At 70.5% G+C, this 20,440-nt stretch carries 14 protein-coding genes and 2 pseudogenes; 11 read left to right on the top strand and 5 right to left on the bottom strand.

All coding sequences use genetic code 11. The annotated features are described in order from the left end of the window. Window positions 1-280: 280 nt before the first annotated feature. The 7 genes and pseudogenes from KGQ19_RS38330 to KGQ19_RS38300 all read left to right on the top strand — a co-directional run bounded on the left by KGQ19_RS38330 (window position 281) and on the right by KGQ19_RS38300 (window position 10,179). Entirely contained in the window at window positions 281-808 is a 528-nt protein-coding gene (locus KGQ19_RS38330; protein WP_212018599.1) for a MarR family winged helix-turn-helix transcriptional regulator, read from the top strand. Continuing rightward, window positions 805-1,683 (top strand): ATP-binding cassette domain-containing protein, encoded by an 879-nt coding sequence (locus KGQ19_RS38325; RefSeq protein WP_212018597.1) that lies wholly within the window; start codon window positions 805-807, stop codon window positions 1,681-1,683. Before KGQ19_RS38330 ends, KGQ19_RS38325 begins: the two co-directional genes overlap by 4 nt. Next, a complete protein-coding gene (locus tag KGQ19_RS38320) occupies window positions 1,643-2,509 on the top strand; it encodes an ABC transporter permease (protein WP_368862224.1) in 867 nt (288 codons plus the stop codon). The genes KGQ19_RS38325 and KGQ19_RS38320 overlap by 41 nt, the downstream gene beginning before the upstream one ends. Before the next feature lie 98 nt (window positions 2,510-2,607). Beyond that, a pseudogene (locus tag KGQ19_RS53115) lies at window positions 2,608-3,093 on the top strand (DUF1269 domain-containing protein); the annotation flags it as partial. 361 nt (window positions 3,094-3,454) lie between these two features. Continuing rightward, entirely contained in the window at window positions 3,455-3,928 is a 474-nt protein-coding gene (locus tag KGQ19_RS38310; protein WP_212018591.1) for an NUDIX hydrolase, read from the top strand. 25 nt (window positions 3,929-3,953) lie between these two features. Beyond that, entirely contained in the window at window positions 3,954-5,504 is a 1,551-nt protein-coding gene (locus tag KGQ19_RS38305; RefSeq protein WP_212018589.1) for a dihydrolipoyl dehydrogenase family protein, read from the top strand. 322 nt (window positions 5,505-5,826) lie between these two features. Continuing rightward, complete coding sequence (locus KGQ19_RS38300; RefSeq protein ID WP_212018587.1) at window positions 5,827-10,179, top strand: GH92 family glycosyl hydrolase; 4,353 nt, start codon at window positions 5,827-5,829, stop codon at window positions 10,177-10,179. A 118-nt stretch (window positions 10,180-10,297) separates the two neighbouring features. On the opposite strand, the gene KGQ19_RS38295 is transcribed toward KGQ19_RS38300, so the two are convergent. Together KGQ19_RS38295 and KGQ19_RS38290 are read right to left on the bottom strand one after the other, a co-directional pair. Next, the gene (locus tag KGQ19_RS38295; RefSeq protein WP_212018585.1) at window positions 10,298-10,690 is read right to left on the bottom strand and encodes an SCO5389 family protein; all 393 of its coding nucleotides are present in this window, start codon (window positions 10,688-10,690) and stop codon (window positions 10,298-10,300) included. A 28-nt stretch (window positions 10,691-10,718) separates the two neighbouring features. Then, entirely contained in the window at window positions 10,719-11,702 is a 984-nt protein-coding gene (locus KGQ19_RS38290; protein ID WP_212018583.1) for an ATP-binding protein, read from the bottom strand. Between the two features lie 183 nt (window positions 11,703-11,885). On the opposite strand from KGQ19_RS38290, the gene KGQ19_RS38285 reads away from it, so the two are divergent. Continuing rightward, window positions 11,886-12,305 carry a DUF1963 domain-containing protein gene (locus KGQ19_RS38285; RefSeq protein ID WP_212018581.1) on the top strand — a complete coding sequence of 140 codons (420 nt, stop codon included), beginning with the start codon at window positions 11,886-11,888 and terminating at the stop codon, window positions 12,303-12,305. Between the two features lie 125 nt (window positions 12,306-12,430). On the opposite strand, the gene KGQ19_RS38280 is transcribed toward KGQ19_RS38285, so the two are convergent. Then, window positions 12,431-13,030: a TetR/AcrR family transcriptional regulator gene (locus KGQ19_RS38280; protein ID WP_212018579.1), complete on the bottom strand. Its 600-nt coding sequence runs from the start codon at window positions 13,028-13,030 to the stop codon at window positions 12,431-12,433. A 73-nt stretch (window positions 13,031-13,103) separates the two neighbouring features. Between KGQ19_RS38280 and KGQ19_RS38275 the strand changes: the two are divergent. Then, a pseudogene (locus KGQ19_RS38275) lies at window positions 13,104-13,595 on the top strand (NADP-dependent oxidoreductase); the annotation flags it as partial. 70 nt (window positions 13,596-13,665) lie between these two features. Here the strand turns inward: KGQ19_RS38275 and KGQ19_RS38270 are convergent. Further along, the gene (locus KGQ19_RS38270; RefSeq protein WP_212018578.1) at window positions 13,666-14,238 is read right to left on the bottom strand and encodes a TetR/AcrR family transcriptional regulator; all 573 of its coding nucleotides are present in this window, start codon (window positions 14,236-14,238) and stop codon (window positions 13,666-13,668) included. Between the two features lie 64 nt (window positions 14,239-14,302). On the opposite strand from KGQ19_RS38270, the gene KGQ19_RS38265 reads away from it, so the two are divergent. Then, entirely contained in the window at window positions 14,303-15,283 is a 981-nt protein-coding gene (locus tag KGQ19_RS38265) for an SDR family NAD(P)-dependent oxidoreductase (RefSeq protein ID WP_212018576.1), read from the top strand. A gap of 162 nt (window positions 15,284-15,445) precedes the next feature. On the opposite strand, the gene KGQ19_RS38260 is transcribed toward KGQ19_RS38265, so the two are convergent. Beyond that, complete coding sequence (locus KGQ19_RS38260) at window positions 15,446-19,366, bottom strand: peptidase S8 (protein ID WP_212018574.1); 3,921 nt, start codon at window positions 19,364-19,366, stop codon at window positions 15,446-15,448. Window positions 19,367-19,505: 139 nt separating this feature from the next. Here KGQ19_RS38260 and KGQ19_RS38255 point away from each other — a divergent pair. Next, window positions 19,506-20,440 (top strand): helix-turn-helix domain-containing protein (locus KGQ19_RS38255; RefSeq protein WP_212018572.1); only part of this gene is annotated, 935 nt, incomplete at its 3' end.

The raw sequence follows: 20,440 nt of genomic DNA, 5'->3' as shown, positions 1-20,440 counted from the left end.
GTGAGAACAATGATCGCGACCTCGTGGACGATCTTCATACAACCGACCCTAGACGACACCCACGACACCAACGGCCAGACCGCATAGCTACCACTGACATGCCTGAACTTCGGACTCATTCATCTAGCTGGGAAATAGGCGGGCGGCTGACGCTGCGATAGGTGTGGCGGCTCCGGTGATGACAGCTCAGCTGTTGTCACCGGAGCTTTTTGGTTTTTGTGATTGGCGGCGATTTCTACGGCCCCTTCATTTACCTCTGATTCAGAGCTAAAATCAAAGCATGACCAGTGCCACCGAACCCTCGGACCTCGAGAACGTCCTGGCGGGCCTCACGCGGCTGATCCGTCGCCGGATGCGGGCCGGGTTGCGGCTGCCGCGGCTGCGGGGGGCTGAGATCGAGTTGCTGCGGCTGGTGCGGGAGCATCCGGGGTTGCGGGTATCCGAGGCGGCCAAGGAACTCGGGTTGGCCGGCAATTCGGTGTCCACGCTGGTCAAGGGGTTGGTGGAGCTCGGGATGCTGGAGCGCGTCGCCGATCCCAGTGACGGCCGGGCCACGTTGCTGCATGTCACGCCCGAAGCCGATCGGCGGTTGCTGGAGTGGCAGGAGCGGCGCTCGGTGCTGGTGCAGAAGCACATCGACCGGCTGTCCGAGCAGGACCGGGCCGCGCTGACCGCCGCGCTGCCGGCGATGCGGGCGCTGGCCGCGTCGCTGCACGAGGAAGCCGAGAGCGGGCTCGGCGTGGATGACGAGGCCGACCCCGACAGCGGTGCCGTCTCCGAGAACCGAGAAGGAGAAGAGGGCATATGACCGTCACCGATTCCCGACAGCCCGCCGCCGGTCCGGACGCCGAGGTCGCGGCCATCGCGGTCACCGGTCTGGTGTACGCGTTCGGCCAGACCCGCGCCGTGGACGGCATCGATCTGACGGTGCCGGCCGGGGAGGTGTTCGGCCTGCTCGGCCCCAACGGAGCCGGCAAGACCACGGCGATCCGCGCCATGACCACCCTGCTGAAGGTGCCGCCGGGGATGATCCGGGTGTTCGGGCGCGATGTCGCCCGGGACCGGATGGGGGTGCGCCGGCTGCTCGGCTACGTGCCGCAGCAGCTGTCCGCCGACAGCGGCCTGACCGGCCGGGAGAACGTCGCACTGTTCGCCCGGGTCTTCGACATCCCGCGCCGGGAGCGGGCCGAGCGGGTCGCCGAGGCGCTGGAGATCGTCGGGCTCGCCGACGTCGCCGACCGCATGGCCGGCACCTACTCCGGCGGCATGGTGCGCCGGCTGGAGCTGGCGCAGGCGCTGGTCACCGCGCCGCGGCTGCTGATCCTGGACGAGCCGACGATCGGTTTGGACCCCATCGCCCGGACCAGCGTCTGGGAGCGGATCGACGACGTGCGGGCCGCGACCGGGATGACCGTGCTGGTCACCACCCACTACATGGACGAGGCCGACCAGTACTGCGATCAGCTGGCCCTGATGCACAAGGGCCTGATCCGGGCCACCGGCACCCCGGAGAGCCTGAAGCGCGACCTCGCCGCGGCCTGGCACGACGCCGGCCGGGACGCCGAGCCGACGCTCGAAGACGTGTTCCGTCACTTCGCCGACAGCGAGCTGCTCGGCGACCAAGAGGGAGGGACCTTCCGCGATGTCCGCCGTTCCCGTCACACCGCATCCCGTGTCGGCTGACGCCGCACCGGCCGCACCGGCCGCACCGCGGCTCCTCTACAAGCCCGCCGAAGTCCGCACCGGCTGGCGCGTGCTGCCCACGCGGATGGCCGCGATGTGCGCCGTCGAGATCCAGAAGCTGCGGCACGACCGCACCGAGCTCTACACCCGCGCCATCCAGCCCGCGCTGTGGCTGCTGATCTTCGGCGAGACCTTCACCCGGCTGCGGGCCATCCCCACCGGCGGCCTGCCGTATCTGGACTATCTGGCGCCGGGCATCATCGCGCAGTCGGCGATGTTCATCGCGATCTTCTACGGGATCCAGATCATCTGGGAGCGGGACTCCGGGGTGCTGACCAAGCTGCTGGTCACGCCGACCCCACGCGCGGCCCTGGTGGCCGGCAAGGCGTTCGCCGCCGGGGTGAAGTCGGTGATCCAGGCGGTGGTGGTGGTGATCATCGCCGCGCTGCTCGGCGTGGCGCTGACCTGGAACCCGTTGAAGCTGCTCGGCGTGGCCCTGGCCGTGGTGCTCGCCTCGGCGTTCTTCTCCTGCCTGTCGATCTGCATCGCCGGCATCGTGCTGACCCGGGACCGGCTGATGGGCATCGGCCAGGCCATCACCATGCCGCTGTTCTTCGGCTCGAACGCGCTCTACCCGGTGTCGCTGATGCCCGCCTGGCTGCGGGTGATCAGCAAGGGGAACCCGTTGAGCTACGAGGTGGACGCGCTGCGCGGGCTGCTGATCGGGACCCCGTCGCACCTGCCGCTGGACTTCGGGGTGCTGGCGCTCGCCGCGCTGGCCGGGATCGCCGGCGCTTCGGCGTTGCTCGGACGGCTGGCGAAGTAGCGGAAGCAGGCTAAGCAGGGGAGGGGCCGCGGCCTTCGACAGGCGTCCTGGCCGCCCCCGACGCAGACTGGTCAGGATGCCGATCCGTTGGAGGACCCGTGGCAACCCTGACCGTGTGGAAGTTCGATGCCCCCGACGGCGCCGAGAAGGTGCTGGAGGAGCTGGAAGAGCTGCAGAAGCAGGAGCTGATCAGGGTGCTCGACGGCGCCGTGGTCAGCTGGCCGGCCGAGGCCAGGCGGCCGCGGACCTCGCAGCTGGCGGACATGACCGGCCGGGGCGCGCTGGGCGGCGCGTTCTGGGGCTTCCTGTTCGGGCTGCTGTTCTTCGTCCCGCTGCTGGGCATGGCCGTCGGCGCCGCGGCCGGCGCGCTCGGCGGCTCGATGGCGAACGTCGGCATCGACAAGGACTTCATCGAACAGGTGAAGGCGAAGGTGACGCCGGGGACCTCGGCGTTGTTCGTGCTCTCCTCCGACGAGGTCGAGGACCGGGTGCTGCCGACCTTGGAGCGGGCCGGTGCGGAGCTGATCAAGACGAACCTGTCCGCCGAGCAGGAGGCGCAGCTGCGCGAGGCGTTCGCTGAGGATGGGGAGCAGGCCGGGGCTGCCGGTGGCCCGGCGAGCGGGACCGCGGCGGGTGCGGCGGCCGGCGGCACCGCGGCGGCTGCGACCGCCGCGACTCCCGCCCCGGCCCCGACTCCGACTCCGACTCCGGCTCCGACGCCCAAGCCCGGTCCGCCCCCGGCACCGAAGCCCGGCCCGCCCGCGCCGCCGAAGCCCGGCCCGCCTCCGGGAGGCCGAGCGGCGGGCACGGCCCAGGACGGCAGTGCGGATTCCGCTTCGGCTCCCAAAAACAGCTGAGCTCTTGCCGCTGTCTCCCTCTCGGTCCGGCCGTCGACTGCGCGGCCGGACCGCGCTTTGCGCGCGCGGCCTCGGATACCGTGCCGGAATGAGCTTCCGGCTGGCGGCCTACGCCGTGTGCATCGTCGATGACAGAGTATTGCTGGCCCTCAGCGTGCCGCCGACCGGCGAGAGCGTCTGGACCCTGCCCGGCGGCGGGGTCGAGCACACCGAGGACCCGTTCGACACGGTGATCCGCGAGGTCGCCGAGGAGACCGGCTGCGAAGCGGTGGTCGAGCGGCTGCTCGGCGTCGACTCGCGGGTGATCCCGCTCCCGGAGCTGCGCGTCCCCGCTCCGGTTCCGCACCAGAACATCGGCATCTTCTACGGGGTACGGATCACCGGGGGCGAGTTGCGGCCCGAACCGAACGGCCAGACCGCCGAGTCGGTCTGGACCCCGTTCGCCGACGTGCCGTCCCGGCGCCGCTCGTCGCTGGTCGATGTCGGCCTCGCGCTGGCGCTCGGCACGCCGGTGACCGGCCATGTCGCGCCGGTGCCGGTCGGCGGCCTCGTCCAGCACTGATATCCGGATACTCAATAGGAGAACTATGGAAGCCGTCGATGTGAACGTGGTGCACGCCGCCGAGGACATGGTGGCGGAGGGGGCGCCGATCTTCCCGCACGGGGCGTCGCCCTCCATCGGTGACGACGGGCAGGCCGACACGATCGACCCGGCCGACGGCGACGTGTTCGACGTCGTCGTGGTGGGGGCCGGCCCCACCGGGGAGAACCTGGCGGACCGGGTGCACGCCGGCGGGCTGAGCGTGGCTATTGTCGAGCACGAACTCGTCGGCGGCGAGTGCTCGTACTGGGCCTGTATGCCGAGTAAGGCGCTGCTGCGGCCGGTCGCCGCGGTGGCCGACGCCCGGCGGGTGGCCGGTGCGGCGCAGGCGGTCACCGGTGCGGTGGACGCCGGGGCGGTGCTGGCGCGGCGCGACGAGTTCGCCGCGAACTGGAAGGACGACGGCCAGGTCGAATGGCTCGACAAGGCCGGACTGTGCCTGGTGCGCGGACACGGCCGGCTCGACGGGGAACGGCGCGTGGTGGTGCGCACCCCGGACGGCGGCGAGCGGGTCCTGACCGCGCGGCACGCGGTGGCGTTGTGCACCGGCACCCAGGCCGCGGTGCCGGACCTGCCGGGGGTGTCCTCGGCCAAGGTGTGGACCAGCCGCGAGGCCACCAGCGCCAAGCAGGTGCCCGGCCGGCTGGCCGTCATCGGCGGCGGCGTGGTGGCCGTCGAGATGGCGACGGCGTGGCGGGCCCTGGGCAGTGCGGTCACGATGCTCGTGCGCGACGACCGGCTGCTGACCGGGATGGAGCCCTTCGTCGGGGAGATCGTCGCCGAGACGCTGGGCGAGTCCGGCGTGGACGTGCGCTTCGGCGAGTCGGCCACGGCGGTGGAGCGCCGAGCCGACGGAACGGTCGAGCTCACCCTCGGCGGCGGCAGCCTCACCGCCGACGAGGTCCTGTTCGCCACCGGCCGCCGCCCCGCGACCGCGGACCTCGGGCTGGAGACCGTCGGCCTCAAGCCCGGCGGTTGGGTCGAGGTCGACGACACCGGCGTGGTGCGGGGTGCCGGCGGGACCTGGCTCTACGCGGCCGGCGACCTCAACCACCGCGCTCTGCTCACACACCAGGGCAAGTACCAGGGCCGGATCTTCGGCGGCGTGATCGCGGACCGGGCCTTCGGCCGGCAGCTGGACACCGAGCCCTGGGGCCGCAGCGTCGCGACCGCGGATCTGCACGCCGTGACCCAGGTCGTCTTCTCCGATCCGGAGGCCGCGGCGGCCGGTCTTACTTTGGAGCAGGCGCGAAGCAAGGGTCTGCGAGTGCGGGCGGTGGACTACGACCTCGGCCAGGTCGCCGGGTCCGCGCTCTACGCCGACGGCTACCGCGGCCAGGCCCGGGCGGTCGTCGATCTGGACCGGGAGGTGCTGGTCGGCGTCACGTTCGTGGGGCCCGGTGTCGCAGAGCTCGTACACTCGGCGGCGATGGCGGTCGCGGCGCAGGTGCCGGTGTCCCGGCTGTGGCACGTCGTGCCCGCCTACCCGACCATCGGCGAGGTCTGGCTCCGGCTGCTGGAGACATATCGGGGCTGATACCGCCAGATTTCCTAATCCTCACAGACATATAGCGATGTAGTACAACCCGCTGTCCAGGTGGTCGGGGCCGATGTCGGCTCCGACCACTTTTGTCATGCCGGAGATTCCGTGCCCGGATAACGGTTTTGAGTCACCGGGTCGTCCTGACCAGCATGGGAACGTTCACAGGAAAAACGTTCTCGCAGGACCCATAGTCGCAACTCAGAAGGCTTGCTAACGTTACCGAGGTCACCTTCGAACCCCGTTCGAGAACCCATAGCTCGTTGGAGGGATGGTGCCCATGGCGCGCCAGGTAAGTGTTCGAAGAAGGATGGTGAAGGTGGCCGGAGCGGCCGTCTTGACCGGAGCCTTAAGCGTTGCAGCAGGTCTGTCCGGAGCGGCCGGGACGGCGTTCGCCGCGACCGGCGCGGCCGGCGGCGTCACGCCGGTGGCCAACCCGGCGGCGGCGGTCAACCCGTTCCTGTCCACCGGCGACGGCGGGGCCGGCGGCCAGGCCGACGACTTCCCCGGGCCGGACGTGCCGTTCGGCATGATGCAGTGGGGCCCGGACACCACTCCGGACCGGCCGGAGGGTGGCGGCTACTACTACAACGACTCGCAGATATCCGGGTTCAGCCTGACGCACATGTCCGGCCCGGGCTGCGGGGCGTTCGGCGACGTGCCGATCCTGCCGACGGTCGGCGCCCTGCCGAGCAACCCGTCCAGTGTGTCGGCCCCGTTCAGCCACTCCGCCGAGTCGGCCTCGCCCGACTACTACTCGGTGACCACCGGCACCGGGGCCTCGGCGGTGAAGACCGAGCTGACCGAGACCGCGCGTTCGGGCATCGGCCGCTTCACGTTCCCGGCCGGCGCGCAGTCGAACCTGCTGTTCAAGCTGACCGGCTCGCAGAACGGCGACTCCGCCACCACCGCGCAGGTCGTCGGGAACAACGAGGTGAAGGGCTCGGTCACCAGCGGTCACTTCTGCGGTGCGGCCAACACCTACACGCTGAACTTCGACATCGTCTTCGACCAGCCGTTCACCGCCAACGGCACGTGGACCGGGACGACCGTCACGCCGGGCAACGCCCCGGCCGCTGCGAAGACCACGCAGAAGACGACGCAGAGCACGAACACCCAGGCGCCGACCTCCGCCGCGAGCCCGAGCAGCCCCACTGCCTCGCCGAGCCCGAGCGCCAGCCCCAGCCCGGCCGGCGGCAGCGGCTCGACGACCGGCTCGACCGGTTCCACCGCGGCCAAGCCCGGCGCGATCCCGGCGCCGACCCTGCACGGCGCCATGCCGGCCGCACCGAAGACGGCCGTGAAGAACGACGCCAAGGCCGCCGCGACCACCGGCCCCGACGGTCTGTACCTGACCTTCAACACCGCCTCTGACCAGGTGGTCCAGGCCAAGGTCGGCATCTCGTTCACCTCCGGCGCCAACGCTTCGGCGAACCTGGCGGCCGAGCAGACCGGCTTCGGCTTCGACGGCGTGCACGCCGCCGGCGTCAAGGCCTGGAACAACGAGCTGGGCAAGATCCAGATCGGCGGCGGCACCGCGGCCCGGCAGCAGATCTTCTACACCTCGCTGTACCACGCGCTGCTGCACCCGAACACGTTCTCCGACACCAACGGCCAGTACATCGGGTTCGACAACCAGGTGCACACCGTCCAGCCGGGGCACATCCAGGTCGCCAACTACTCCGGCTGGGACATCTACCGGACCCAGGCGCAGCTGGAGGCGATCGTCGACCCGGCGATGGCCAGCAACGCCGCGCAGTCGATCGTCAACGACGCATCGCAGAACAACGGCATGATGCCGAAGTGGGCGATGAACAACGGCGAGAGCTACGTCATGGTCGGCGACCCGGCCGACGGCGAACTCGCCGACTACTACGCCTTCGGCGCGCGGGACTTCGACACCGCGTCGGCGCTGAAGTACGCGTTGGCCGAGGCGAACACGCCCAACAACATCCGGCCGGACCTGGCCGCCTACGAACAGCTCGGCTACGTCCCCTCCGACGCCGCCAACACCTGCTGCAACTTCTACGGCCCGGTGTCGACGACCGAGGAATACGGCGCCGCCGACTACGCCCTGGGCCAGTTCGCCGGCGCGCTCGGTGACAAGACCGACGCCACCGCGCTGCAGAACCGGTCGCAGGACTGGCAGAACCTGTACAACCCGGCCACCGGGATCATCGCGCCGCGCACCACCAACGGCACGTACGTCCCGACCACGCTGACCGACTCCGGCAACTACGTCGAGGGCGACGCCTCGCAGTACCGCTGGCAGATCGGCTGGAACCTCGGCGGTCTGGTCACGGCCATGGGCGGCCCCGCCGCGGTGCAGAAGCAGCTGGACACCTTCTTCACCCAGCTCGACCAGGGCCCGCCCTCGCCGTACGCGTTCGTCGGCAACGAGCCGGACATGGGTGTGCCGTGGGTGTACGACTGGGCCGGCGCGCCGTGGAAGGCGCAGCAGACCGTGAACCGGCTGCGGACCCAGATCTTCACCGACGACCCCAAGGACAGCATGGGCGGCAACGACGACCTGGGCACCATGTCGTCGCAGGAGGTCTACGCCATGCTGGGCATGTTCCCGGCGGCCGCCGGCAGCGCGGACATGGCGTTGAACAGCCCTGAGTTCCCGCTGGAGATCGTCCACCTGGGCAACGGCAAGTCCATCACCGTCAACGCCCCCGGCGCGGACTCGGTGAAGAACTTCTACGTCCAGAACATGAAGCTGAACGGCTCCCCGTGGCACTCGGCCTACCTGCCGGCCTCGGCGTTCACCAAGGGCGCGACGCTCGACATCAAGATGGGCTCCACCCCGAACAAGGGCTGGGGCGCGGGCAAGAACGACGTGCCGCCCTCGGACGGCGCCGGCCAGCAGCCCGCCATCGGCCATCTGTCGGACCAGCAGGTCCAGGTCGCCCCGGGCGGCACCGCGACCATCACGGTCTCCGCGCAGGACGTCCTGGACCAGCACCAGAAGATCGGCGTGAGCGCCACGGCGCCCTCCGGCGTGACCGCGAAGCTGTCCTCCTCGGCGCTGCACCTGTCGCCGGCCGGGAAGGATTCGCTGAAGCTGACCGTCAAGGCCTCGGCCTCGGCGGCGCAGACCTTCTACACCGTGCCGGTCAAGCTCACCGACAACGGCAAGGCGCTGCCGACCCTGAACCTGACCGTCCTGGTCACGACCAAGGGCAGTCTGCTGTCCACCTTCGACAACAGCGGCATCGCCGACGACACGGCCGTCACCTCCGCGGTGAACGACGTCAACTTCGACGGTGACGGCAACAGCTACTCCCAGCAGGCGCTCGCCGCCGCCGGGCTCAACCCCGGCAAGCCGACCACCGTCGGCGGCATCACCTACGACTGGCCGCTGCCGTCCTCCGGCTTCCCGGACAACACCATCGCCGCCGGCCAGAAGGTGACCGTGTCGGCGCCGGCCGGGACCCGGCAGTTCGGTCTGCTCGGCGCGGCCGACGGCGGTCCGAGCCAGGGCATCACGACCCTGACCTACTCCGACGGCAGCACCTCGCAGTTCTGGCTGGGTCTGTCCGACTGGACGCTGGCCGCCGGCAAGGCCAAGCCCTCGTTCGGCAACACCGACGCGGCGACGCTGCCCTACCGGGACTGCGCCGCCTGCGCCGGCGGCAAGGACACCACCGTGACCCACGTGTTCGCCACGGTGCTCCCCGTCGATCCCACCAAGACGCTGGCCTCGGTGACCCTGCCCTCCGGGACCGACCAGGGGCGGCTGCACGTGTTCGCCCTCGGGACCTCGACCGCCGCGCCGACCGGCGCGGTGGCCACCGCGGTCAGCCCGTCACCGGGCGCGGCGGGGCAGCAGGTGACCGTGCACGGCACCGGCTTCGGCGCCACCCAGGGCACCGGCTACGTCGCCTTCAGCGACCAGGGCGTCAACTGGGGCGCCCCGGGCAACTCGGCGGCGTTCACCGTGGACTCCTGGAGCGACACGGCGATCACCTTCACCGTGCCGAACCCGAGCGGGACCAACGGCCAGTTCCACGTCTACCCGGGCACCAACGCCTCGGTGAGCGTGGTCAACGCCGCCGGTCAGGTCTCTGACGGCAAGGTCCTGCCGATCACCCCGACCGCCAACCCGGCGGACTACTACAGCAACACCGGCACCTCGCCGGACAGCAACACGGCGTGTGCCAACTTCGACGGCGACGGCTACAGCTACTCGGCCGACGCCCTGGCGGCGAACGGGATCAAGCCCGGCGCCACCGTCACGTCCGGCGGTGTCACCTACACCTGGCCGAACGTCCAGGCCTGCGGCGCGGACAACATCCTGCCGGACGGCCAGACCATGCTGGTGACCGGCAAGGCCGGCGCGACGAAGCTGGGCGTGCTCGGCTCGTCCAGCAACGGCGGCTCCGCCGGACCGATCACCCTCACCTACACCGACGGCACCTCCACCACCCAGACGCTGACTCTGAACGACTGGGCCAGCGCCCCGGACAGCACGGACGCCGCGGTCGCCACGATGCCCTACCGGAACAGCACCTCCGGCGGCTCGCAGTCGATCACGATGTACGTGTTCGCCACCACGGTGCCGCTGGACTCGACCAAGACGCTGGCGTCGGTCACGTTCCCGAACGTGTCCTCGTCGGTGGGCAGCAACACCACCGCGATGCATGTGTTCGCGGTGAGCCAGGGGTGATGTGCCACTGCGCGGAGAGCTCGGCGTCTAGACCTCTGCGCGCAGACCTCTGAGAAAGGCCATCTGGAAAGAGGCCGCCGACTGTCCCCCGGCCGGCGGCCTCGCCCTTTTCTTCGGGTCAGCAGTCCCGCAGCGCAGGAGACTGGTTCAGCAGCTGCGCGCGCTGCGAGGTGAACTTGGCGTAGGTGTCGGTGTTCTCCGCGCCGGGCTGGAACGCCGCGACCCGGTGGCAGTTCTGGAACGCCAGCTTGATCTCGAAGTGCCGCTCCAGGCTCCCGCGGATGGAGTCGCTGGCCAGCGCGCGCAGCAATTGCCCGCGCTCAGCTTCCGAAGGCGGCGGGACCTGGTTGTCGGCGAACTCGGCGGCGCCGGCCTTTAGATCCCGCGCCAACGAGGCGACCATCTCGTAGGCGTAGGGCAGCGAGGTGCGGACGGTTTCGACGAACGCTGCCGGATCCACGTCACCGGCCTCGGCCTGGGCCAGCAGCTGCGGGGAGACGTCCAGGGACATCAGGGTTCCACCTTTCTCGGGTTGATCATCAAGCGGACACGGCCGACAGCGCGTGCGGGCCGTGCACGAATTCGGGGTCGACGTGGGCGGCCAGATCGACGCCGGTGGCGCGGTCGGCCCAGGCGCGGGCGTTGCGCAGGTGGAACTGGACGGCCTGGTCCTGGAACCGGGCCCAGTCCTCAGGCCCCTTGGGCCGGGCCTCGGCGGCGCGCGCCATGGTGCGCAGGACCTCGCGGTGTTCGGGCTCCAGCAGGTCCAGCGGCTCGACACGCCCCTGCTCGGCGGCGCGGACATAGCGCGAGGTGCCGAAACAGGCGAGCGGGTCCGCGCCGATCCGCTCGCGGAGGAAGTCGACGTCCTCCGGGCCGGTGACCTTGTTGCCGACCACGGCGAGGGCGACGTCGTAACCGTCGGCGTAGTCGCGGTACTGCTGGTGGACGCCGGTCCCGCGCACGGTCGGCTCGGCCACCAGGAAGGTGAGGTCGAAGCGGGTGAACAGGCCGGAGGCGAAGCAGTCGGCACCGGCGGTCATGTCCACGACCACGTATTCGTTCTCGACGTCGACGAGGTGGTTCAGGTAGAGCTCGACGGCCCCGGTCTTGGAGTGGTAGCAGGCGACGCCGAGATCCTCCTCGGCGAACGGCCCGCTGGCCAGCAGGCGCAGGTTCGGGGCGACGGGGACGCTCCAGTCGGCGTGGAACGGGTCGCCGCCCCCCGTCACGCGTAGGAGTCGCGACCCGCGACCGGCCGGGGTGGTCTTCACCATGTCGGCGGCGTCCGCGATGAGCGGGTTGTCGCCGCGCAGGTACTCCTTCGCCCGCGGCAGGTGCGCGCCGAGGGCCGGCACCATGGCCGCCTCGCGCTCGCCGAGGCCCAGGGCCACGCCGAGGTGCTGGTTGATGTCGGCGTCGACCGCTACGACCTGGGCTCCGGTGCTGGCGAGGTGGCGGGCGAACAGGGCGGACAGGGTGGTCTTGCCACTGCCGCCTTTGCCTACGAAGGCGATTTTCATGGGGTGGTGCTCCGGTATCGGGGTGCTGACGGGTGTTGACGGGTGTTGACGTGCTGGCGGGTGCCGGCTCGGTCGGTGATCGGTGGTCCACCTAGTTGGTGATGATAACTGTTTTCAATAGGCGGCGATGGTCAGCGTAGCAGTGTTCTGTGGCGGTGGTGGGTGGATGACACGCTGTGCGGCATGACCACGATGGAGCGGCTCGCGTCCGTGGCGCGCGAGCATTTGAGTGCGGGCGATGCCGCTACTTGGGCCGCGTTGCTGCGGCCGGGGGTGCGGTTGGTGCGGGACGATGCGGAAGAAGACGACGGCGGGCGTGGCGGTGGCGGTGGCGGTGGGGCGGTTGCCGCGCGGCTTGGCGGCGTGCCGCGGTTGCCGGCGGGCGTCGGTTGGCCGCGGTGGGAGGGTCACGGGCCGCTGGGCTTTGTCGCGGCGGTGGACTGTGCGGCTGTGGATCGTGCGGTGGTGGATCGTGCGGCGGTGGCAGGGGCCGGGGCGCGGGTGATCTATGCCGCGGCGGACGCTGAGACCGTCGAGCGTGCGGCGCCTGAGCAGATCGAGGTGCTACCGGATGATCCGGCGCGGAGAGCATGGCTGTGCTGACCGGCTCCTGGTGAGCGCTGCGCTCAATCCCTAACGCTGCTCGACAATGCTGCTCAACTCTGCTTAGCCCTGCTCGACCCAGCTCACCTTGCTGCTTAGCCCTGCTCGGCCCTGCTCAGCCCCGCTCAGTTCGGCCAAGCCGCCAGCGCCATGTCCACCACCCGCTGCAAGTCCTCCTCGCTGGCGCCGTCGCGGGCCTGCGTCGACATGCCCTGGATCACGGCCGCGTAGAAGGTGGCCAGGGCCGGTGCGTCCGTCTTCGGGGGCAGCGTGCCCGCGTTGATGTCGGCCGTGATCCGGCGCGCGATGGCCTGCTTCGTGTTCTCGCGGTAGGCGCGCAGCTCGGCGGCGACGTCCTGGGATGCGTCGGTGGTGTTGGTGGCGCCGTCGATGACCAGGCAGCCGGGTGGGTGGGCGGCGGTGTCGGTGTACTTGGTGGCGGCCAGGCGGAGCATCGTCTCGATCACGCCGCGCGCGGTGGTCTGGTCCAGGGCGCGGGAGCCGTAGTCGCCGTGGGTCTCGGCGTAGCGCACGACGGCGGCGCTGAAGAGTTTGCGCTTGTCGCCGAAGGCGGCGTAGAGGCTGGGCGGGTTGATGCCCATCGCCTTGGTGAGGGTGGCGATGGAGGTCGCTTCGTAGCCGTGGCGCCAGAACTCCATGAGCGCCGCTTCCAGGGCCTGGTCGCGGTCGAAGCCGCGGGGGCGGCCCTTGGTGGTCGTGGTCACGGATTCATTCTATAGCGATCGCTAGCGAATGTGGTAGCTTACTTCTGTAGTGATCGCTATGGAAACTTTGGAGCCGTTCACGCTCGGCTGGGACATCTCAGGGGTCGTGGAGGAGGATGTGCCCGGCGTGACCCGGTTCGAGGTCGGGGACGAGGTCTACGGGATGCCGTTCTTCCCCCGCGCCGCGAACGGCTACGCCGAGTACGTCGCCGTCCCCTCCCGCCAGCTGGCGCGCAAGCCCGCCGCCCTGGACCACGTGCACGCCGCCGCGCTCCCGCTGGCCGGCCTCACCGCCTGGCAGGCGCTGGTCGACGCCGCCGAGGTGGCGCCCGGGGACCGGGTCCTGATCCACGCGGCCGGCGGCGGGGTCGGGCACCTGGCCGTGCAGATCGCCAAAGCCCGCGGCGCGTATGTCCTGGCCACCGCCGGCGCCGCCAAGCACGAATTCGTCCTCGGCCTCGGTGCCGACGAAGTGGTCGACTACCGCACCGCCGACTTCACCCGCGAGCTGAAGGACGTGGACGTGGTCCTGGACGCCGTCGGCGGCCCGGTCGGACGCAGGGCAAGATCGTGCTGACCGTGTGATGAGGCCTTGCTGCGATGGCCGGATTCTCCTCCGGCTTCGGTGGGTGTCTTCAGCGCACCAGGAGTTCGACGGCGACCTTCAGGCGTTCGAGGTAGAACTCCCGCGATGCGGCCTGATGCTTGAGGCCGATCGATGTGCTGATCATCGTCTGTGCGACAGGGACGGCCGCCTCTCGTCCTGACTCGACGGCGATCGCGTCCGTGATCAGTTCCTCGAAACGTCGCGGCGTGGTCTCGACGATCTCTCCGAGGAGGTCGGGGTTGTCCTCGACGACCACGGCGACATCGCGTGTCAGCGGGCCGATGTAGCGGCCCGCCCACTGGTCGAACGCTTCAACGAGGCGCGCTGTGAGCGGGCGGTCGGCGTCGGCCAGGACGTGCTCGGCCGCTGCGATGTCGCGCTCCAGGGCCTGGGTGACCGCGGCATGGAACAGAGCCTCCTTCGAGGAGAAGAGGAAGTAGAGCCCGGGCCGGGAGATGTGCGCCGCCCGCGCCACGTCCTCCATCGAGGTCTTCCGGTAACCGAACCGCGCGAACGTGGCCAGGGCGGTGTCCAGAACCATGGTCCGACGGTCGGTACCGGCGCTTGCCGACGGCCGGTGGCCGGTATCGGGACTGCTCATGCGACCGAGCATACGAGCGGGCATCGTACTAAACAAATCAAGTCTAGTCTGTATAGTCATCGCCATGACTGCTCGCGAACTCATCTCCACCTCCTTCACCGCCTCCAGCACCGCGGAAGAGGTGCTGGAGGGCGTCGACCTCACCGGCCTGCGCGCGATCGTGACAGGAGGCTCTTCCGGAATCGGGGTCGAGACGGCTCGTGCGTTGACCGCGGCCGGGGCGCAGGTGACGCTCGCTGTGCGGAACTCGGCTGCCGGTGACGCCGTCGCTGAAGCGATCGAGAAGTCGACCGGAGGGGCCCGGCCCCGGGTCGTCCGGCTGGACCTCGCCGACCGGACCACCGTCACGTCGTTCGTCGACGCCTGGAGCGGCCCGCTGCACCTGCTGATCAACAACGCGGGCGTGGTCACCGGCGGCCTCGAACGAACCCGTGAGGGCTGGGAGTGGCAATTCGCGACAAATCATCTCGGCCACTTCGCCCTCGCCGCCGGCCTTCACGACGCCCTGGCCCTGGGAGCGTCCGACCGCGACGGAGCACGGATCGTGTCGGTCAGCTCGACGGCGCACATGCGCTCCGGCATCGACTTCGACGATCTCCACTTCGAGCGTCGCGGCTACGACCCGCAGATCGCCTACGCCCAGTCGAAGACGGCGAACTCCTTGTTCGCCGTCGAGGCGACCCGCCTTTGGGCCTGCGACGGGATCATCGCCAATACAGTGAATCCCGGCGGCGTCGCGACGGGTCTACAGCGGAACTTCACAACGCAACAGCGGCAGTCGCTCGACGCGGCCGAGGCCGCCGGAGTCTTCACGTACAAAACGGTGGAGCAGGGGGCCGCCACCAGCATCGTCGCGGCCGTCGCCCCGCAGTTCGCCCACTCCGGAGGCCACTACCTCGACGATTGCCGAGAGGCCTACACCGTGCCGGACGACGCCGACCTCGCGCAGCACCCGCACGGTGTCAAGGAATGGGCGCTCGATCCCGCTACCGCCAAGCGCCTCTGGGCGGTCTCGACCGACCTGGTCCACCGCGGCGCCAGCTAAATCCAAGCTTGGCTTGAAGCTCCTATGGAGCGGTCGCCGCCCTGGGGAAACGGGCCGCCGCCCCGCCAGACCGCTCCGGGGAGCGGCCGACGGGGCGGCGGTCGGTGAGGGATCGGTGAGGGATCGGTGATCAGGGATCAGCGATCGATCAGCGATCAGTGATCAGTAGCTGAACTGCTCGATCTGGCTCCAGTTCGGCCCGTAGGTGTAGCCGGTCCGGGTCTTGGGGTCGATCTGGATGTCCGGCTCGGCGGTGAACGCCAGCGGACCGCCGAAGCCCTGGTTGAACTGGAACGAGGACAGGGTCTTCACCACCTTGCCGGTGTCGGTGTCCACCACGTCGATCTGGCTGCGGCCGTTGCTGTCGGTCTGGACCCCGCCGGGGTGGCCGAAGATGGACAGCGGCTGCGGGCTGGCGTAGGCGATCAGCGCCAGGTGGTGCGCGCTGTCCACGGCCACCGGACCGGCCTGCTGCTGGCGCAGCGTGCTGGCGGCACCGGAGGTCAGGCTCTTCTCGTCGACCTGGTTCAGCGTGGTGTGGCTGAGCATGTTGACGCTGAAGCTGGCGTAGTTCAGCAGCGTGGCCTTGGAGCCGTCCTGCGACGAGGCGAAGCCGACCCCGCAGGCCGGGACGGACCCGGAGCTGACGCTGACCGCGCCGGTGGCCTCGCTGATGTTGATCACCGTGTTCGCCGCGCTGCCGAAGCACTCCGCGAAGTTGGGCAGGAACGCGAGCTGGACGGTGCCGGTGCTCGGGTCGATGTCGATGCCGTCGTAGTGGTGCGCGGGGGCCTTGGCGGCGGCGTCCGGCTCGACCGGGGTGCCGGCCTTACCGGTGCTGACATCGACGTTCAGCAGCTCGTCGTGGTAGTCCGGAGCCTTCCACTGGAGTACCCAGGCCTGGTGCCGGCCGGCGTCCATCCGGCCGCCGATGACGTCGCCGGGCGGGTTCTGCACCACCTGCGGCGTGCCGACCAGGCTGCCGTCGGACAGGTTCCGCACTTCGAGCTGGTACGAGTCCTGGTTCAGGGTGTGCATCAGGACCACGCGGTGCGCCGAGTCGTCCACGCCGATGATGGCGTAGGGCCCGGACTGCGTCGTGTCGGCGGTGATCACCGAGCCGTAGGTCCCGTTGGCCGGGTTGTAGTGCACCACCGACTCTCCGGGGTCGGAGGCGTCGGTCCGCACGGCGACCGAGTCGGCGCCCTTGGCCGCGAAGTCCAGGACCTGCGAGCCGTTCGGAGGCAGCCCGTCGTCCACGACCAGGGCCGAGGAGGGGGAGGCCTGTCCGGCCGCCTTGCCGTCCCGGCCGACCGGCAGGATCCGGACGTTGTAGGACGAGGACGAGGGCAGGCCGAGCTTGATCGCGTCCAGCGTCACGGTTCCGGAGCGGCCGGGCAGCTTCTGGTAGACCAGCGAGCCGGCGTCGTAGCCGTCGCCGTCCCGGGCGGTGCCGTTCTGCGCGGTGAAGGTGTTGAGCGAGTTCCACAGTGTCGGCGCGCCGGAGGAGATCTCCAGCATCGCGCCGGCGGCGCCGGGCACCTGGTCCACCGAGTAGTGCACGCTGAACGTCGGCGCGCTGCGCTTGACCTCCGCCTGGTGGCCGAACGCGGCCGAGGCGTCGTCGCGGTGGCCGCCGACGGCCAGCGTCGGGGCGTCCGGGCGCCGGTCGGCGGTGAAGCCCGCGACCCGGATCGGCGTGGATTCGCCGTAGGTCGGGAACTGCGGTTCGGCGTAGTTCTGGATGATGGAGATGCCGTAGATGCCGCCGCCGGAGGTGAACGCCGAGGCCGGGATCGTGATGTCACCGGAGGTGCCGGTGAGCGGCGCGGTCCACACGTTGGCGTAAAGCGGGGCCAGGACCGGGCTCCAGTGGCCGACCGTGGACACCGCGATCGTCGGCGACTTCAGGTTCCGCACACCGGTCAGGTCGTAGTGCACGGTCACGCTCTGGCCGGCGTTGACGGTCGCCGGGGCGGTCGGGGCCTGGGCCTCCAGGTACGTGCCGTCGGTGGCGCTCAGCGTGATCGACTGCGTGACCGAGGCCGTCGAGCGGCCGTGGGAGAGCACGTCGAAGCGGACCGGGACGGTGCGCGGCGTGGTCGACACCACGGGCAGCCCGGCCGCGGTCAGCAGCTGGGTCGGCGTGAGCCGGATCGCCGGGGTGGCGGAATCGAAGTGCTGCGAGCCGACGGTGAGCCGGTAGCTGCTGCCGTGCCCGGCGTTCACCACGTCCGCGGCGAACGTGAGCGGGCCGACCAGGCCCTCGCCGGTCTTGGCGCCGCGCACGTCGGCCGGCCCGGCCAGGTCGATCGAGGTCGGGTCGGTGCTCTCCAGGAACTCACCGCCCTCCTGGCCCAGCAGCTCGTGGTGCTGGACGCCGAGGCGGACGATCTTCGTCGGGCCGCCGCGGGCGTCGGTGCTGTCGGCGTTGGTGCTGTCCGCGGCGGTGCCGTCCACGACGGCGTTGTCGTCGTCGCCGTGGCGGGCCGACAGCAGTCGCTCGACGGCCGCGGTGAGGTCCACCTGCGGGCCGACGTTCAGCGTCCGGTCGATCTGCGCCGGGGTCGCCACCTTGCGGGCGGTGTGCTCCAGCAGATCCCTGATCTGCTGCGGGTTCAGGGTCCGGCCGGTCAGCTTGGCCGCGCCGTCGACCACCGCCGCGGCGGCCGCGACCTCCGGGGCCGAGGCCGACGTGCCGCCGGTCAGGCTGACGTCGACGCTCTGCGCCGACTTGCCGATGGTGTGCGAGAACGCCGGGATGTTGTCGCTGGGCGCGGAGACGTCGATCCGCGAGCCGAAGCCGGAGGAGAAGTCGCCGCCGCCGGAGATCCGGGTCTCGGCGACGGTCGCCGGGCCCGCGGTGCCGGCCGAGAGCGTGTCGTCGGTGGTGCTGCCGCCGGCCGCGATGGCGCCGCTGTCCTGCACCCGGCTCGGGGTGGTGGAGTTCGAGTCGTCGTCGATGGTGGTCGCCTGGTGCGCCGAGTGCGCCACGTCGGTCGGCGTGCTGCCGCCGTCCGGGCCGACCGCGGTCGGGGTGTACAGCCGGGTGCCGTCGTTGGCGGCGATGGAGACCGTGATGCCGTACTGGTGCACGATCTGCGCGATCGTGGCCTGGATCGCCGGGTCGTCCTCCAGGTAGCGGCCCGGGAAGCCCTGGCTGTCGGTGCCGAAGCCGAGGCTGGCGTTGATCACGTTCGGCCGCGGGCTCTGGCGCGCGGCGGCCAGCAGCGCGACCCGGATCTGGTCGACCGAGGGGGTGGCCGGCACGACCAGCCGGTACTGCGCGCCCGGGGCGATGCCGAGCAGGTCGGTGAAGCCGCTGCCGGTGTTCGCCGGCCGCTGGTCCTGGTGCGGCAGCGGGGCCATCACGCTGAAGTCCAGCATGATCTCACCGTCCGCCTGGTCCTCGTTCTCTGTGGATCCCAGGGGATTGAGATGCCCGGCCGGGTCCGAGACGTAGGTCGGGATCAGCGGCATGGACGGCAGGTCCAGGTAGCGCTGGCCGTTCTGGACGATCGTGGTCGGGCCGTAGGTCTTGACGTAGCCGTCGCCGGCGGCGGCCATCGAGGCGTCGGTGAGGTCGCCGACACAGACGTTGGTGATGATCTCACCCTGTCCGGGCAGCTTGCCGTAGCGGGAGGCCAGGTCGCTGTAGGCGCCCAGAGCGTCGACGCCGCCGGAGTTCATCCAGCTCTCCAGCGAGGTGGAGATGCCGTAGTTGTCCGGCAGACCCGAGGTGTTCGCCACCGCCAGGCGCTTGTTCACGCTGGCCGCGGCGTCGTTCTTCGCGGCGGCCACGAGGGAGTCCGGGATCGGCGTGCTGCCGCTGATCATGCTGGTGGCCTCGTGACCGGAGGCGGCGGCCGCGGCGTTCCCGCCGGGCACCGGGTGGTCGGAGGCCTTCCAGCTCTCGCCGAACGGGGTGGTGCCGGCCGAGTCGAAGGTATAGGTGGGCCGGCTCGGGACGGACGGGCCGTTCGAGGCGGTGGCGGCGCTCGCCGCGCAGAGCGACCCGGCCGCCAGCGTGGTGCTTGCGACCAGGGTCGTGATCAGGCGTATTCGCCTACTTACACTGTGCATTCGGTTCCTCACACGCTTCAGCGAATGAACTGTGGGGAACAACCTGGCAGCGCCCGAGCCGATGGCACAAGAAGGCCAACGGGGCGTATTCTCGCCACCCGGCGTCTTTACGCCACCGCGCGCGAATAAGGGGGCTGACGTGCTGGAATCGGTGGGCCTGCCGGAACCGTGCGGAACGGTCTACTCGGCACTCGTTGAGCATCCGGAGTCCGGGGCGTCCCGGCTGGCGGAGGTGACCGGTCTACCGCTGGGTAAGGTCCGCGCCGCGCTGGACCGCCTGACCGCCGAGGGCATGGCCAGCCGGGCCCCGGGCCGGGCGGCGCTGTGGTTCGCCTCGGCCCCTGACGTCGCGATCGGCTCCCTGGTCGGCCGCACCGAGCAGGAGCTGCTGCGGGTCAGGTCCTTGATGAACGAGTTGATGGACAGCTACCGCTCGGCCGCGCGCTATACGGACCCCTCGCTGTCGGTGGAGGTGGTGCGCGGCCACGAGGAGATCAGCCGCCGCTTCGGCCACGTGCAGACCGAGGCCCGGCAGCAGATCCGCGGCTTCGACCGCCCGCCCTACCTCGACGCCCCCGGCAGCAACCACGAGCACGCCGCCAGCCGGGCCCGCTCCGGCCTGAGCTACCGCGTCATCTACACCCGGGCCGCCCTGACCTGGCCCGGCCGCCTCATCGAGGACATCCGGGGCTCGCAGGCCTTCGGCGAGCACGCCCGGACCCGGCCCACGCTGCCGATCAAGATGGTGATCGGCGACGACCGGCAGGCGCTCATCCCGATCCGCGACCCCGAGGAGGCGCTGACCACCGCCTACGTGATCCACCCCTCGTCGCTGCTGGACGCGCTGATCGCGTTGTTCGAGGCCGAGTGGCGGCTGGCGCTGCCGATACCCGGGATGTCGGAGGCGGGTCCTGACGAGCAGACGCGGGCGTTGCTCCTGCTGCTGGCCTCGGGACAGACGGACGAGGCGATCGCCCGGGCTCTGGGGTGGAGTTTCCGGACGACGCAGCGGCGGGTCCAGGCGCTGATGCGGAGCCTGGACGCGACGACGCGGTTTCAGGCGGGGATGGAGGC

The sequence above is a fragment of the Catenulispora pinistramenti genome (genome assembly GCF_018274385.1).
Taxonomy (GTDB): Bacteria; Actinomycetota; Actinomycetes; order Streptomycetales; family Catenulisporaceae; genus Catenulispora; species Catenulispora pinistramenti.
Note: the sequence above shows the minus strand (reverse complement) of the source record. Positions and strands in the feature narration are given on the sequence as shown.